The 13,842-nt window shown below is 40.7% G+C and carries 14 protein-coding genes and 1 rRNA gene; 10 read left to right on the top strand and 5 right to left on the bottom strand.

Annotated elements, in window-relative coordinates:
* Positions 1 to 13: 13 nt before the first annotated feature.
* Entirely contained in the window at positions 14 to 862 is an 849-nt protein-coding gene (locus LV85_RS12910; protein ID WP_111320071.1) for a toxin-antitoxin system YwqK family antitoxin, read from the top strand.
* A 3-nt stretch (positions 863 to 865) separates the two neighbouring features.
* Here the strand turns inward: LV85_RS12910 and LV85_RS12905 are convergent, their stop codons facing one another.
* Together LV85_RS12905 and LV85_RS12900 are read right to left on the bottom strand one after the other, a co-directional pair.
* Positions 866 to 1,393 (bottom strand): YSC84-related protein, encoded by a 528-nt coding sequence (locus tag LV85_RS12905; protein WP_111320069.1) that lies wholly within the window; start codon positions 1,391 to 1,393, stop codon positions 866 to 868.
* A 31-nt stretch (positions 1,394 to 1,424) separates the two neighbouring features.
* Positions 1,425 to 1,781 (bottom strand): YraN family protein, encoded by a 357-nt coding sequence (locus LV85_RS12900; RefSeq protein WP_111320067.1) that lies wholly within the window; start codon positions 1,779 to 1,781, stop codon positions 1,425 to 1,427.
* An 84-nt stretch (positions 1,782 to 1,865) separates the two neighbouring features.
* Between LV85_RS12900 and lipB the strand changes: the two genes are divergently transcribed.
* Genes lipB through LV85_RS12870 form a run of 6 tightly spaced genes read left to right on the top strand, consistent with a single transcriptional unit; the run spans position 1,866 to position 7,597 of the window.
* On the top strand, positions 1,866 to 2,591 hold the full coding sequence (gene lipB / locus LV85_RS12895) for a lipoyl(octanoyl) transferase LipB (RefSeq protein ID WP_111320065.1): 726 nt from the start codon (positions 1,866 to 1,868) through the stop codon (positions 2,589 to 2,591).
* Positions 2,588 to 2,989: a hypothetical protein gene (locus LV85_RS12890; protein ID WP_111320063.1), complete on the top strand. Its 402-nt coding sequence runs from the start codon at positions 2,588 to 2,590 to the stop codon at positions 2,987 to 2,989. Before lipB ends, LV85_RS12890 begins: the two co-directional genes overlap by 4 nt.
* A gap of 9 nt (positions 2,990 to 2,998) precedes the next feature.
* Entirely contained in the window at positions 2,999 to 3,748 is a 750-nt protein-coding gene (locus LV85_RS12885) for a 3'-5' exonuclease (protein ID WP_111320061.1), read from the top strand.
* A gap of 53 nt (positions 3,749 to 3,801) precedes the next feature.
* Positions 3,802 to 6,003, top strand: coding sequence for a ribonuclease R (gene rnr / locus LV85_RS12880; protein WP_111320059.1), 2,202 nt, complete (start codon positions 3,802 to 3,804; stop codon positions 6,001 to 6,003).
* Positions 5,966 to 6,967 carry a polyprenyl synthetase family protein gene (locus tag LV85_RS12875; RefSeq protein ID WP_111320057.1) on the top strand — a complete coding sequence of 334 codons (1,002 nt, stop codon included), beginning with the start codon at positions 5,966 to 5,968 and terminating at the stop codon, positions 6,965 to 6,967. Before rnr ends, LV85_RS12875 begins: the two co-directional genes overlap by 38 nt.
* Positions 6,968 to 7,597: a rhomboid family intramembrane serine protease gene (locus LV85_RS12870; protein ID WP_111320055.1), complete on the top strand. Its 630-nt coding sequence runs from the start codon at positions 6,968 to 6,970 to the stop codon at positions 7,595 to 7,597.
* Between the two features lie 349 nt (positions 7,598 to 7,946).
* On the opposite strand, the gene rpmA is transcribed toward LV85_RS12870, so the two are convergent.
* The gene (rpmA, locus tag LV85_RS12865; protein WP_111320053.1) at positions 7,947 to 8,207 is read right to left on the bottom strand and encodes a 50S ribosomal protein L27; all 261 of its coding nucleotides are present in this window, start codon (positions 8,205 to 8,207) and stop codon (positions 7,947 to 7,949) included.
* A 35-nt stretch (positions 8,208 to 8,242) separates the two neighbouring features.
* Entirely contained in the window at positions 8,243 to 8,554 is a 312-nt protein-coding gene (gene rplU, locus LV85_RS12860) for a 50S ribosomal protein L21 (RefSeq protein WP_111320051.1), read from the bottom strand.
* Positions 8,555 to 9,131: 577 nt separating this feature from the next.
* On the opposite strand from rplU, the gene LV85_RS12855 reads away from it, so the two are divergent.
* The 3 genes from LV85_RS12855 (at position 9,132) to LV85_RS12845 (ending at position 13,077) form a co-directional block, all read left to right on the top strand.
* Entirely contained in the window at positions 9,132 to 10,112 is a 981-nt protein-coding gene (locus tag LV85_RS12855) for a ribonucleoside-diphosphate reductase small subunit (RefSeq protein ID WP_111320049.1), read from the top strand.
* A gap of 37 nt (positions 10,113 to 10,149) precedes the next feature.
* Positions 10,150 to 12,549, top strand: coding sequence for a ribonucleoside-diphosphate reductase subunit alpha (locus LV85_RS12850; RefSeq protein WP_111320047.1), 2,400 nt, complete (start codon positions 10,150 to 10,152; stop codon positions 12,547 to 12,549).
* An 81-nt stretch (positions 12,550 to 12,630) separates the two neighbouring features.
* On the top strand, positions 12,631 to 13,077 hold the full coding sequence (locus LV85_RS12845) for a DUF1569 domain-containing protein (protein ID WP_111320045.1): 447 nt from the start codon (positions 12,631 to 12,633) through the stop codon (positions 13,075 to 13,077).
* Positions 13,078 to 13,693: 616 nt separating this feature from the next.
* Here LV85_RS12845 and rrf read toward each other — a convergent pair.
* A 5S ribosomal RNA gene (gene rrf / locus LV85_RS12840) occupies positions 13,694 to 13,805 on the bottom strand.
* Positions 13,806 to 13,842: the final 37 nt, after the last annotated feature.

The following is a 13,842-nucleotide window of genomic DNA, read 5'->3' as shown; positions in this document are numbered from 1 at the left end:
GTTTTTCTTATAGATGAGTAGATTTTATATCAGTTTTATTTTCCTCCTACTTTTGAGCAAGGTTTCTCTTGCCCAAGATGAAGAGACAAAACCCAAATCAGATCCTGATTCTAGTGGTGTGGTAAATCGACTTCTTCCCACCACTATGCCTTTGCTACTTTTCGATGACTCCAAGGAAAAGGAAGAAAAAAAGGAGAAAAAGAAGAAAGCTCGTAAGAATGAATGGTTCGGGATAAAAACCAAAAAAGGGTATACCCGTCAAGAAATTCGAGGACAACAGTTTTTTGAGCACTTCAATTACACCGACGCAAATCGTCAACCAGACCCTTATATTCGTGATGTTTATTGGTTTGACCCCCAAGAAAAAAGCATCAAAACCAAGGATTATGAAACAGGCAAGGGCTACTTACTTCATGGCCCCTATGAGCGTTTAGTCAATGAAGAAGTGGTGGAAAGTGGTATGTTCTACTACGGCACCAAGCATAAAACCTGGATGCTCTATGATGCAAACAATGTGCTTCAGGACAAGAACCACTTCAATGAAGGTTGGCCTCGGGAATCAAGAACTCGCTATTTCGATCAAACCACCAAGTCTATTCAGGAGATCATCCCTGTGCAATACGGATTAGAAGAGGGAAATTACTTCTACTTCTATGAAGATAAGCAGGTCGCCGTAACTGGAGAATACCAATTTGGCGAAAAAGTCGGGCTATGGACACAATATTGGGACACCAACAATTCCAAAACCATCCGAAAGCGTGAGATTCAATATCAGGAAACAGCTTACACCAAAAATTTCCGCCCCTATATCCGTGCTGAATGGGATAAGGACGGAAACCTGGTCTATCGAAAAGACAATTAATTCTTAATTTTCTCTGAATTTGAATTGCTGACCACCTACAGAGGCCTCATACATCAAGCCGCCTTTTGCAAGCGTAAACACAGCTACACCCTCGACATATTTAGCATTTAACGAAGCCCCTTCCGCTGCGGCAACTGCTGATACCTGAGCCGACATTTCTACTTTACTGTTTTTGAATCGCTCAAATGCCTCCTCATCTTCAAAGAACACGACCTCTGAATAGGCCTGTCCTCCAGCTTGGAAACCAATAGTAACCTGAGTCATTTTGGCATAACCTACCTTGCTTCCGCCTTGATATGCAACTCCATTTCCAGCAGCTCCACCGATTCCAAATCCTCCCTTACCTACATTAGGCAAAATAATATAACCATATGAGCTACTAAAAAATTTAGACATATCTGGATCATCCTTTAGAAAAGCAGCTTTGGCATCAGTTGCGTCTTCCTCTATCCTTTGGTCTTTCTTAGCATCTTGTGCGATTACTACGATTGCCATCAAGGCAAAGAATACGGTTAATGAAAGTTTTTTCATGTTTGGGTAAAATTAAAATGGTAGTGATTATTTAGTAGAAAGCATCTTCAAAATGCCTGAAATTAACATTTCCTGTCCGGTCCTTGTAAACACCAATAATATCAAAGCGGATATCCTTATGCCAATCATTTTCATAAATGAAATGATCAGCTGCCTTAATAATCAGTTTACGTTTAGTCGAATCCACAAATTCTTCTGCAAATCCGAAGCCAGTTCCAGATCTGAATTTAACTTCAACAAAAATTAACAATCCCCGATGCTTCATGATCAAATCTATCTCGGCATGTGAGTGTCTGTAATTCTTTTCTACAAATTCGTATCCCTTAGCCACTAGCCAATCAGCAGCTAATTGCTCTGCAAGTTTTCCGGAATCGTTGTGCTCAGCCATCTTGGATATTTGTTTAATTTTGAAAAATCAAGGAACGAACCCTAGTGAGGTTCAGTTGAAAAGTAAATCCCTCGGGACTATCCGATGAATGAAATTATTAATAAAAAAGTAGAATTCCGAGATCTTGGACAGCTAGATTATCAGCAAGCTTGGGACTATCAAGAGCAGATATTTGCAGAAACGGTGGCTTTGAAAATCCGTAATCGTCCTTTGGCAGCAGCAGATCAATCTCCCAGCAGCAACTACATGCTATTTGTGGAGCATCCACACGTCTATACACTCGGGAAAAGTGGTAAAGAAGAAAATCTACTTTTGGATGATATTGGCCTTAGGGATCATCAGGCAAAGTTTTACAAGATCAACCGTGGAGGAGACATCACATACCACGGACCTGGTCAACTAGTAGGATATCCGATTTTGGACTTGGACAATTTCTTCACTGACATTCACAAATACCTGAGACTTCTAGAGGAAGCTATCATTTTGACTTTGGCGGATTATGGAGTTGAAGCCGGAAGAATAGACGGATTAACTGGTGTTTGGATTGATCATATTGAGCAAAAAAACCCTAGAAAAATATGTGCTTTGGGTGTGAAATCCAGTCGATGGGTGACTATGCACGGTTTTGCTTTCAATGTCAATGCAGACATCAGCTATTTTGGACACATCATCCCCTGCGGAATCGATGACAAAGCAGTGACCTCACTTCATCTAGAGCTAGGCCGAGCAGTGGATATGCTGGAGGTCAAAGCACGAGTAAAAGAGCATTTGATAGATTTATTTGAAATGGAGAGCATAGAAGTATTATGAAGAAAGACATTGATTTTCAGCCAGCCACAGGAGTAAAACTCGCTATCGCAAAAGAGGAAACTGCTACTGGTACAGTCTGGTCTGTATATATTATTAATTTGAATTTGATTGAGCTGAAGAATGTCATGATCACTTCCAGGGGCTATGGAGAGATAAATGGCGAAGTAAAGAAAACATCTACCCTCCGACATATGTTAGAAGAGCTGGCGGAGCAGGCAGTAGCCAAAGTCGAGCCGATTGACCCTGCAGTTTTTGTATTAACCAATGAGTTTTGGGTGAGTTATTATATTATGGATCAGATTTTTGATAAAAAGTTTATCTTTACTCCAGGCAGTTTGGATGCGGGATCTATACAGATGATCCCAGAAATTGGCCTAGAAGGAGTTCTCCACTCATAATCTACGCTTATGGCAGATTTTTTTGATCAATTAAACGACATCCTGTTTCTAGATATTGAGACAGCCTCAGTTACTGAAAAATTCGAAGAACTGCCAGAGCGGATTCAGGAAGAATGGCTTAGAAAAGAACGTCTGATCCAAAGCGAAGAAGTCATTCATGATCCAGGAGCTTTATACTTTGATAGAGCTGGAATTCATGCCGAATTTGGGCAGGTAGTCTGTGTCGGCGTGGGATATTTTCAATGGAAAAAGAAAGATAAAAAACTGGATTTCAGGTCAAAATGTTTTGCAAATGAGGACGAACGGGAACTTCTTTTGGAATTCAAGGCTTTGTTAGAAAAGAAAAAATGGATTCTTTGCGCTCACAACGGCAAGGAATTTGATTTTCCATACCTCTGTCGAAGAATGCTCATCCAAGGAGTAGCTTTGCCAGAGCCTTTACAGATCGCAGGGAAAAAGCCCTGGGAGGTTCGCCATCTCGACACGATGGAGCTTTGGAAGTTTGGAGACTATAAACATTACACCCGCTTGGAGCTTTTAGCTTCAGTTTTTGGAATTCCATCTTCAAAAGATGATCTTGACGGAAGTCAGGTCAACACTACTTTTCATCTGGAAAAAGACGTAGAAAAAATCAAAAAATATTGCCTGAGAGATGTGGAGGTCACAGCTCGAGTATATATGGCTATGCATCCACAGTCGGATGACATTGTAATAGAAATCATCCATTTAGACGATTCACAAAAAGATCACAAAGATTAATGGGCGCAGGGACATAAATCTTTTTACCTTAACCCTTATCAACAACCCAAATCATGGGAAGAAAAACAGACAGAAAAAAAACACATAAAAATAAAGGAGAAAAACACACGGACGCAGCCAGCTTGGCTCGTCGTATCCTTCAATTTTTAGACGCAAACTTCGGAGAAGAATTCAACTCCAAGCAAATCATTAAGAAACTGGAAATCCGTGACGCCCTTACCAAAGGAGGTGTGGAACCAGTACTAAGCAAACTAGTAGAAGCTGGGTCAGTTTCTCGAAATCCTAGAAATTATTACTCGTCCACACAAGATCCTGAGTTCATCGAAGGTATTGTGGACTTTGTAAATCCACGCTTTGCATTTATAGTCCCACTTGATCCTGAAAAGGTCGAGGGAGATATATTGGTCAAAGAAGCAGACCTCAAGCAAGCACTTGATGGGGACAAGGTTCGCGTGATGATCTACCCACTCAAAGGCAAAACTGGCCGGGTAGAAGGCAAAGTGCTCGAGGTAGTAGAAAGAAGCAGAGATGAATTCGTAGGAAGAGTGGAAATATCACCTCGCTTTGCATTCATCGTTCCAGATTTCAAGAAAATGCACAAGGATATCTTCGTTCATCGAGGAGATCTGAAAGGTGCTGAACACGGCGAAAAAGTTGTTGTCAAACTCACCGAATGGAGAGATGGAGACAAAAATCCTACTGGAGAAGTAATCCGTGTCCTTGGAAAAGCTGGAGAACATGAAGTGGAGATTCACTCCATCATGGCAGAATTCGGCTTACCATTCGAGTATCCTGAGGAACCTGAAAAAGAAGCTGAAGCTATTTCTGAAAAGATCACTGCCAAAGAAATCAAAAAAAGAAAGGATTTCAGAGACATCCTGACCTTCACGATTGATCCGGCAGACGCAAAGGACTTCGATGATGCTATTTCCTATAGAAAACTGGAAAATGGCAATCATGAGATCGGTGTACACATTGCTGATGTGACGCACTACGTGCAGCCCAAAACCGCCTTGGAAAAAGAGGCTTACAATAGAGCTACCTCTGTCTACCTCGTGGACAGAACAATCCCTATGCTTCCCGAACGATTGAGTAATGGACTTTGCTCTCTTCGCCCAAATGAAGACAAGCTGACTTTTGCCTGCGTATTCGAAGTGGATGACGAGGCCAACGTGAAGAAACATTGGATTGGCAGAACTGTCATCCACTCTGATCGAAGATATGCTTACGAAGATGCTCAGGAAAATATAGACAATCAATCAGGTGACTACTTTGAAGAACTGACCTTGCTCAATGTAATGGCAAAGAAAGTCCGCCAACGTAGATTCAAACATGGTGCAGTCAACTTTGAAACCGTAGAAGTAAAATTCAAACTGGACGAAAAGGGCACTCCTCTAGGCTTGATGATCAAAGAGCGAAAAGATATTCATAAGCTCATCGAAGAGTTTATGCTTTTGGCTAACAAATATGTCGCTGAGTTTATTTTCAATATGAATAAAGGGAAAGACACCTTTATTTATCGAACACACGATTCTCCGGACATGGAGCGATTGGACACTTTCTCAGGCTTCGCACGGCGATTTGGTCATGCATTTGACATAGAAAATGAGAACACCATTTCCACAGCGCTGAATAAGCTAATGGAAGATATACAAGGAAAGCCTGAGCAAAATGTGCTCGAGCAGCTGGCGATACGAAGTATGGCCAAAGCCAAGTACACAACCGAACCCAAAGGACACTTTGGACTTGCCTTTGCGCACTATTCTCACTTCACCTCTCCTATCCGTCGATATCCAGATATGATGGTACACAGGCTACTTGAGCATTATATTGAAGGAGGCAAATCTCCTGACGCAGAAGCATGGGAGCAAAAATGCGTACACTCTTCAGAGCGTGAAAAACGTGCTGCTGATGCAGAAAGAGCTTCTATTAAGTTTAAGCAAGTGGAGTTTATGTCACTAGCAGAAGACAAAGATTACGAGGGAATTGTAGCTGGTGTGACTGAATGGGGAGTTTTTGTAGAGATCACAGAAACAAAGTGCGAAGGCATGATACGTGTTCAGGACATGGATGACGATTACTATGATTTCGACCAGAAAAACATGCGTTTAGTTGGCTCGAAGACGAAAAAAATGATCACTTTGGGCGACAAAGTAAAGGTCAGGGTAGTTAATACCGATATTGACCGTAGAACAATTGATTTGGAATTTGCAGATAATGACAGAAAAAAGCCACGCGCACGCCCTGTTAGGTAAGCTGGAGAACTATATCCAGCATGAATTCCCCATAGATGCGGGAATAGGAAAGTCACCACGAGAACTTTACGAACCCATTACCTATATTCTAAGCCTGGACGGAAAAAGAATCCGTCCTCTGCTTAGTTTATTAGCCTATGGGATCTATAAAACTGATCCAGAAACAATCCTGAGTCAAGCAGCTGCAGTAGAAGTTTTTCACAACTTCACACTGATGCACGACGACATTATGGACGATGCGCCTCTAAGACGAGGGAAGGAAGCAGTCCATGTAAAATGGAATAATAATGTAGCCATACTTTCTGGCGACGTAATGTTAGTCAAAGCCTATGATCTACTCCTAGCAACTGAAACCAATAAACTTGGAGAAGTCATTCGCTTGTTCAATAAGACCGCTTCTGAGGTTTGTGAAGGACAGCAGTTCGATATGAATTTCGAGACCTTGAAGGCTGTACATGAAGAGGAATATCTTACCATGATTCGCTTGAAAACTGCGGTACTACTAGGATTCGCATTAAAACTTGGTGCTTTACTAGCCGGAGCAGAGCAAGGTGACGCACAGAAACTATATGATTTCGGAGTGAATGTCGGAGTTGGCTTTCAACTGAAAGACGATTTATTAGACGTTTTCGCAGATCAGGCTAAATTCGGGAAACAGGTTGGAGGAGATATCATTTCCAATAAGAAGACCTTCCTCTTGATAAAAGCACTTGAACTAGCTGAAGGTGAAGATGCAGAAGCGCTAAACTATTGGCTCGCTAAAACTGACTTCGACAAGGACGAAAAAGTGAAAGCCGTACGGGGAATTTATGAGAAGCTAGGTATCAAAACGATCACTGAAACTAAGATGAATTCCTATTTCGAAGCTGGATTTGCACAATACGATGCAATCCATTTCAAAAACGAAGACTATTTCCTCGAACTTAAGAAAATTACACAGGACCTAATTCACAGAGAAAAATAAATGACATTATCTATTACAATTGTCCTGATTATTATCACTGGGATTAGCAGTTATTATGGAATAAATAATGCGGCCTATATGGAACGCTGCATGTTTACTCCCTATAAAATCAAGCGAAATGGCCAGTGGGATCGATTCATTACCTCCGGGTTTATCCACAAAGACTATATCCATCTTTTCTTCAACATGTTCACTTTCTACTTCTTTGGAGGAGTAGTTGAGCAAATACTTGCTTATAAGTTTGGCGTAGTGATCGGTGGTGTAGTCTATGTACTATTTTATCTGTTGGGAATTATCATCTCAGACATCCCTACCTATCTAAAAAACCAAGACAACAGCTACTATAGAGCATTGGGAGCTTCCGGTGGAACTGCAGCGACTGTCTTCGCCAGTATCATTATTCTCCCACTATCAGATATTTGTTTATTTGGGATACTGTGCTTACCTGGATTTATTTTGGGAGTACTATTTCTTCTCTATTCCTATTTTAAAGGAAAAAATCAAGACGATGCAATCAATCATGATGCTCACTTATATGGAGCCATTTTCGGTATCGCATTTATTTTGATTATTTCACCAGAAAGCGCGACTACCTTTATAGACCAAGTGCTGAGCTATAAACCGTTTTAAAATCTAATAAGCAGACCCACTACGAAGCCTTTAACCTCAGTGCCATTGTTTGGGAAGCTGGAAGATCTAAGCAGCATCAATTCTCACGTTTACTGTTAATCATATAGATATGAGTTTCCTGGCAGGCAGAAAATAGTATTTATATAAAATCTATCTACCAAGACGATAAGCCCAACTGATAAAATCGGTTGGGCTTTATTGCGAAAACAATTTGATCAAGCAACTATCCAATCGGAAGTATATAGTCTAAAAAAGTCAAGTGAATACCTAGCCTTGATTAGCCTAAAAAAATTAGCAAAAAAAAATAGCTCCTTCAAATGAAGGAGCTATCAAAATTGATTGCTTAAAATTAAGCTTCAGCAGGCAATACGCTTACGTATGATCTGCCATCATATTTCTTTCTGAAGGTTACCACTCCGTTAGCTGTAGCGAACAAGGTATGATCTTTACCAAGTCCTACATTCTCACCTGGGTGATGTAAGGTTCCTCTTTGTCTTACGATAATATTTCCAGCGATTACTACTTCGCCACCAAATTTCTTCACACCTAATCTCTTAGATTCTGATTCTCTACCGTTTCTGGAACTACCGACGCCTTTCTTATGTGCCATGGTTTTATTCTTTTATAGTTTTCGGAAAGGAAAACTTAGAGTGAAATTGTTTCTATCAATACTTTAGTGAAGTCTTGTCTATGACCGTTCTTCTTCTTGTAGCCCTTACGGCGCTTCTTTTTGAAGACGATGACTTTATCACCTTTTACATGATCTAGGACTTTCCCAGTTACCAATGCTCCTTTAAGTAGGGGAGCTCCTACGGACACAGATCCATCAGCCTCAGCTAATAGTACCTGGTCGAATTCGATGGAAGCGCCAGTTTCTAAGTCTAGCTTTGGAGCATAGACGAACTGATCTTGCGTTACTTTGAACTGCTTTCCTGCGATGTTTACAATTGCGTACATAGTTCTTGATTCTTTTGAAATCGGAGTGCAAATATAGACAAGTTATACAAAACAAAAAAACAGCGCTCTAAAATATTATTTCGGATTTATTCGGAAACTTTTCCACCCTTACCATTTTGGGGCAAATCACCTTACATAATTCCCAAATAAAAGCCAATTATAATCGAAAATCATTTGTGAAGCAATTAACTTTTTTATCTCAACAGCTTGATGATCAAAATATTGAGCAGCCTAGTTATTAATGAAAAACACTTGACTTAAGGTCAACAAAGTTCTTGAATTTTGGTTGAAAATCTTTTTCTGAATTATTTCAAATTATTTCTAACCTCCAATAATAGCCTATTAAATTAATCTAAAGCTATATTAGACTGAGTGTAATCATTTGATTTATTGATTTATATAGACTTATTGAACCTCGTTCAGAAACTCTATTAAACTGGAACTTCACAGGTTTTATTTCCCGATTTTGATTCACATATTTGCTCAAAGGCTGTTCTGTAAAGACAGCTTTTCCTATCCTCAAGCGAACGGAAATATTTATAAGAGCAAATTTATTACGCTTAAAAAATCAATTAGCATGCAGTACGAACCAATATTAGAAGAGAATAAAAATCGCTTTGTTCTATTCCCAATCCAACACAATGACATTTGGCAGTATTATAAGAAGGCCGAGGCTAGCTTCTGGACAGCCGAAGAGATAGACTTAGGTCAGGATATGGTGGACTGGAAAGCTTTAAATGATGGCGAGCGTCACTTTATATCTCACGTACTTGCTTTTTTTGCTGCCAGCGATGGGATAGTAAACGAGAATTTGGCCGAACACTTTGTTTCTGAAGTACAATATACAGAAGCAAAATTTTTCTACGGTTTCCAGATCGCAATGGAAAACATTCATTCTGAGACTTATAGCTTATTAATAGATACCTATATCAAGGACGCGGGAGAGCGTGACAAATTGCTTAACGCAATGGAGCACATCGACTGTGTGAAGAAAAAAGCCGATTGGGCTTTGAGATGGATTGACAACGGAAACTTCCAAGAGCGCTTGATCGCTTTTGCAGCAGTTGAAGGAATCTTTTTCTCTGGTTCATTTTGCTCCATTTTCTGGCTTAAGAAAAGAGGCTTGATGCCAGGTCTTACCTTCTCCAATGAGCTAATCTCTCGTGACGAAGGATTGCACTGCGACTTTGCTTGTCACCTTTATACGCAGCACCTCAACAATCAACTACCAAAAGAAACGGTAAGACAGATCATTAAAGATGCTGTAGAAATAGAAAAGGAATTCGTCACAGACGCACTTCCAGTACGACTCATCGGTATGAATTCTGATTTGATGTGCCAATATATTGAGTTTGTAGCTGATCGCCTTTTAGGTGAACTAGAATGCGACAAAATATGGAACAGCACCAATCCATTTGATTTCATGGATATGATTTCGCTTCAAGGGAAGACCAATTTCTTTGAGAAAAGAGTAGGTGATTACCAAAAAGCAGGAGTCATGAAATCAAACGAAGGCACAGATGATTCACCAAGATTCTCCATTGGCGAAGACTTCTAACTAATCCATTTATCCATCAACAAAAAATCCCAAAGAAATGCTAGTATTAAAAAGAGACGGAAGGCGAGAATCAGTTCGATTCGACAAAATCACAACTAGAATTGAAAACCTATGCTATGAATTGGATCCTAGATTTATCCAACCCATCGATGTTGCCAAGAAGGTCATCGACGGTTTGTATGATGGAGTATCCACTACTGAGCTGGACAACCTAGCTGCGGAAGTTTGTGCTTCCCTCACAGTGAAGCATCCAGACTATGCAATCTTGGCTGCAAGAATTGCTATTTCTAACCTTCACAAAACTACTAGCCAGTCATTTTCAAATACGATGAAAAGGCTCTATACTCATGTGAATCCAATAACCAATGAAAATGCAGCATTGTTGGATCCAGAAGTATATGGCATCATCAAAAATCACGCAGCAAAACTAGATGCAGCGATTGATTACAAAAGGGATTTTGGGTATGATTATTTTGGATTCAAGACTTTGGAGAGAAGTTACTTGATCCGTCTGAATGGAAAAGTAGTAGAACGTCCTCAGCATATGTTGATGAGAGTGGCTGTTGGGATACACAAAGAGGACATGGACTCTGTCATCGAAACCTACAACCTTCTTTCAGAGAAGTGGTTTACACACGCTACTCCTACCCTTTTCAACGCTGGCACACCTAAGCCTCAGCTTTCCTCATGCTTCTTGCTAACGATGAAGGATGATAGCATTGACGGAATCTACGATACGCTGAAGCAATGTGCTAAGATCTCCCAATCTGCTGGAGGTATTGGCCTTTCTATTCACCACGTAAGAGCCAAGGGTTCCTATATCAAAGGGACAAATGGCGTTTCCAATGGTATTGTGCCAATGCTTAGAAACTTCGATATGACTGCTCGCTATGTGGATCAGGGCGGTGGAAAAAGAAAAGGAAGCTTTGCTATCTACTTAGAGCCTTGGCATGCGGACATCAAAGATTTCTTGGAGCTGAAGAGAAATCATGGTAAGGAAGAAATGAGAGCTAGAGATTTATTCTACGCACTTTGGATTCCAGATCTATTTATGAAGCGTGTTGAGCAAAATTTAGATTGGTCACTATTTTGTCCACATGAAGCTCCAGGACTTTCTGACTGTCACGGAGAGGAGTTCGAAAGACTTTATGAAAAATATGAGAGAGAAGGTAAAGCACGTGAGACGATCAAAGCCCAAGAACTTTGGTTTGAAGTATTAGAATCTCAAATCGAGACAGGTACTCCTTACATGCTTTATAAAGATGCTGCAAATGGCAAGTCCAACCAGAAGAACCTAGGTACGATCAAGTCATCTAACCTATGTACAGAGATCATTGAGTACACAGCTCCAGATGAGGTAGCTGTATGTAACCTGGCTTCCATTGCACTTCCAAAATTTGTAAGACAAGGCCCTGATGGAAAATTATTCTTTGACCATCAGAAATTATATGAAATCACAAAAGTAGCAACCAAGAACCTGAACAAGGTGATTGATGTAAACTACTACCCAGTAGAAGAAGCGAAAAGATCAAACTTCCGTCACCGTCCTATCGGTCTAGGAATCCAAGGACTTGCAGATGCATTTATTATGCTTCGCATGCCTTTTGATTCTCCTGAAGCGAAAGGATTGAATGAAGATATTTTCGAAACCATGTATTTTGCTGCTGTGGAGACTTCCATGGAACTAGCCAAAGTGCAAGGTACTTATGAGACGTACGAAGGTTCTCCGGCTTCAAAAGGTGAATTGCAGTTTGACCTCTGGGGAGTTACTCCAAGATCAGGAAGATGGAATTGGACTGAAGTGAAAGAGAAAGTGAAGAAGTATGGAATGAGAAACTCACTCTTGATGGCTCCTATGCCTACTGCTTCTACTTCTCAAATCTTGGGCAACAATGAGTGCTTTGAGCCTTACACTTCTAATATCTACACGAGAAGAACCCTATCAGGCGAGTTCATTATTGTGAATAAGCATTTGATGAAGGACTTGATTGCATTGGGTCTTTGGGATGATACCATGAGAAATAGGTTGATTTCTACCAACGGTTCCGTGCAAGATGTACCGGGTATCCCTCAGCACATCAAAGATATTTACAAGACTGTTTGGGAGATTTCTCAAAAAATCATCATCGACATGTCTGCCGATCGTGGAGCATACATATGCCAGTCTCAAAGTATGAACGTTTTCATGCAGGATCCGAACTTCGGTAAGTTGACCTCTATGCACTTCTATGCTTGGAAGAAAGGATTGAAAACAGGTATGTACTACTTGAGATCTCAAGCGGCTGTAGGGGCTATCAAATTCACCTTAGACAAGACTGGATTTGAGCCGAAGGTAGAAAAAGGCCAACAAGAAATAGTGGAAGTAAAATCACAGAAACAAGATGCTATCGCATGTTCTCTAGATGATCCAGATAATTGCGAAATGTGCGGAAGCTAAGATTTAAAGTTTCCTAATCACCAAAAAGCGTTTGAGAGATCAAGCGCTTTTTTTGTACCTTAAAATTTAAAGAGACCAAAAATGGACAGTAAACTGATTGAGAAAAAGCTAAAGAACTTAAAAGCTGATACTCCAGCACAATTCGGAATAATGACGCCACAGCATATGGTAGAACATTTGACTATCACTGTGAAAATATCATACAATAGAATTAAGATTCCAGAATTTGAATTGAGCGAAAAGCAAAAATTTCAAAAAAGAGCATTGCTGGAAACTAGTATGGAATTCCCTCGCGGAGTACTTGCCCCTGGAGTAAAAGCAGGAGACTTGCATCCTTTGAGAAGTGTAGATTTAGATGAAGCCAAACAGCAATTGGTAGACAGCATAGTTGCCTATAATGAATTCTTCGCTTATGAACCAAATATCGATACAATACATCCCCGCTTTAGTAGGCTAAATCATGAAGAATGGGAGAAGTTTCATACCAAGCACTTTATGCATCATTTCAAGCAATTCGGAATCTGGTAAAAACTTCCTTAGCCTGAGCTGCTGAGTGAATGAGAAAGGCCTGAACGCAAAAAAGCCAGCTATAAAGATGGCCATTGAATAAACAAAAAGGCTCCCGATCGCTATTGTGGAGCGTGTAATGAGCAAACAAACTGTCTAAAACCAAAAAGCACTTTGGAATGAATCAACCGGCTTTGAATAAATGAAGTGGCCCCCGATTCCTATCGTGGGCTGCGCTCCCGGCTGAGATGCTGAGAGAATAAGTAAGGCTTGAACGCAAAAAAAGCCAGCTATAAAGATGGCCTTTGAATAAACAAAAAGGCTCCCGATCGCTATCGTGGAGCGTGTAATGAGCAAACAAAATGTCTTAAACCAAAAAGCCCTTTGGAATGAACCAAAGGGCTTTTGAATAAATGAGGCGGCTCCCGATTCCTATCGTGGGCTGCTCTCCCGGGTGGTGGGTAGAATTCCAAAAAGTTTATAAAACCAAAAAGCCCTTTGGAATTAACCAAAAGGCTTTGAATAAATGAGGCTGCTCCCGATTCCTATCGGTGGCTGCTCTCCCGGCTGTCGTGCTGAGTGAATAAGAAAGGCTTGAACGCAAAAAAGCCAGCTGTTAAAGCTGGCTTTTGAATAAATGAGGCGGCGACCTACTCTCCCGGGTGTAACCCCAGTACCATCGGCGCTGCAGGGCTTAACTTCTCTGTTCGGGATGGGAAGAGGTGGGACCCCTGCGCTAGGCCGCCTAAATCTTGATGTCCGATGACCGGTGTCCGTTGCCGGATG

This window comes from Algoriphagus chordae (assembly GCF_003254055.1).
Classification (GTDB): domain Bacteria; phylum Bacteroidota; class Bacteroidia; order Cytophagales; family Cyclobacteriaceae; genus Algoriphagus; species Algoriphagus chordae.
Note: the sequence above shows the minus strand (reverse complement) of the source record. Positions and strands in the feature narration are given on the sequence as shown.

Bases quoted from the DNA above. Each gene is read 5' to 3' on its own strand.
- rnr (WP_111320059.1), top strand. From the start codon at position 3,802: ATGGGAAGAAAAACAGACAGAAAAAAAACACATAAAAATAAAGGAGAA.
- LV85_RS12900 (WP_111320067.1), bottom strand. From the start codon at position 1,781: ATGGCTGAGCACAACGATTCCGGAAAACTTGCAGAGCAATTAGCTGCT.
- LV85_RS12885 (WP_111320061.1), top strand. From the start codon at position 2,999: ATGGCAGATTTTTTTGATCAATTAAACGACATCCTGTTTCTAGATATT.
- LV85_RS12870 (WP_111320055.1), top strand. From the start codon at position 6,968: ATGACATTATCTATTACAATTGTCCTGATTATTATCACTGGGATTAGC.
- LV85_RS12845 (WP_111320045.1), top strand. From the start codon at position 12,631: ATGGACAGTAAACTGATTGAGAAAAAGCTAAAGAACTTAAAAGCTGAT.
- LV85_RS12905 (WP_111320069.1), bottom strand. From the start codon at position 1,393: ATGAAAAAACTTTCATTAACCGTATTCTTTGCCTTGATGGCAATCGTA.
- LV85_RS12910 (WP_111320071.1), top strand. From the start codon at position 14: ATGAGTAGATTTTATATCAGTTTTATTTTCCTCCTACTTTTGAGCAAG.
- rplU (WP_111320051.1), bottom strand. From the start codon at position 8,554: ATGTACGCAATTGTAAACATCGCAGGAAAGCAGTTCAAAGTAACGCAA.
- LV85_RS12875 (WP_111320057.1), top strand. From the start codon at position 5,966: ATGACAGAAAAAAGCCACGCGCACGCCCTGTTAGGTAAGCTGGAGAAC.
- LV85_RS12855 (WP_111320049.1), top strand. From the start codon at position 9,132: ATGCAGTACGAACCAATATTAGAAGAGAATAAAAATCGCTTTGTTCTA.
- LV85_RS12890 (WP_111320063.1), top strand. From the start codon at position 2,588: ATGAAGAAAGACATTGATTTTCAGCCAGCCACAGGAGTAAAACTCGCT.
- lipB (WP_111320065.1), top strand. From the start codon at position 1,866: ATGAATGAAATTATTAATAAAAAAGTAGAATTCCGAGATCTTGGACAG.
- rpmA (WP_111320053.1), bottom strand. From the start codon at position 8,207: ATGGCACATAAGAAAGGCGTCGGTAGTTCCAGAAACGGTAGAGAATCA.
- LV85_RS12850 (WP_111320047.1), top strand. From the start codon at position 10,150: ATGCTAGTATTAAAAAGAGACGGAAGGCGAGAATCAGTTCGATTCGAC.